1 protein-coding gene is annotated in these 866 nt (G+C 66.7%); it reads right to left on the reverse strand.

Annotated elements, in window-relative coordinates:
* Positions 1-11: 11 nt before the first annotated feature.
* Positions 12-770 carry an IS5 family transposase gene (locus D9599_RS30740; protein WP_198384291.1) on the reverse strand — a complete coding sequence of 253 codons (759 nt, stop codon included), beginning with the start codon at positions 768-770 and terminating at the stop codon, positions 12-14.
* Between the last annotated feature and the right edge of the window lie 96 nt (positions 771-866).

Raw genomic sequence — 866 nt, forward strand, 5'->3', positions numbered from 1 at the left:
AGACGCGGTTTTCAGAATTCCTGAGCGAGGCGTCCTGCAACCAGGAATATGCATGCGGTCTGGAGCAGGGACTGAATGATGAAGCCGCAGCGATCGTAGCGCAGAGCCAGACGCCTGTTCTCCAACAGCCAAGCGTTGGTGCGCTCCACTGGCCAGCGCCGCTTGCCCAGGCCTGAGCCGGGTGCCCGCCCGCGCTTGTGGATGCGAGGTCGGACGCCAAGCTTGCGGCAGAGCTCGCGATGCCGCTCGGCGTCGTAGCCTTTGTCGGCGAGCACCGTGCGAATGCGTGCCAGGACAGCGAAGGCGGCCAGGAACAAGCGCTCGAACAGCAGGGTGTCAGGAACGTTGGCGCCAGTCACGGCGCAGGCCACCGGCAGCCCGTCGCCTGTGGTCGCGACATGGTACTTGCTGCCCTTCTTGGCCCTGTCGGTCGGGTTCGGGCCAGTCAGGTCTCCACCTCGCTTGGCGCGCACCGAGCAGCTGTCGAGGATCAGGTCAGGGTGGCCGCGCAGCATGCGGACGAGCAGTGCATGCACCCGCCCCAGCAGGCCCGTGCGTGACCACGCTGCCAAACAGCGTCGCAGGGTCGAGCCGCTCGCCTTCTCTGACGTGGCTCGCAGGCTGCGCCAAGGCGTGCCCTCGCGCACGAACTGCCGGAGGGTAGCGAGCACACGAACCAAGGATGCCGGCGGGTGGCCGCGGCCGCGGGAGCGGCCTCCCTCGCAGCACTCCATCGCCGTCGCGATCAGCCCCAGGATCCTTCTGTCCACCTCTCCCTCCACGCCAAAGCTGCAGAGGTAGGGTGAGGGTCAGCAGACCGCCGGAACGGGGTTCTTCAACTCAAGGTAGTAGTGGAAACAGCCTCT

The organism is Roseomonas sp. KE2513, from assembly GCF_016107305.1.
Lineage (GTDB): Bacteria > Pseudomonadota > Alphaproteobacteria > Acetobacterales > Acetobacteraceae > Roseomonas.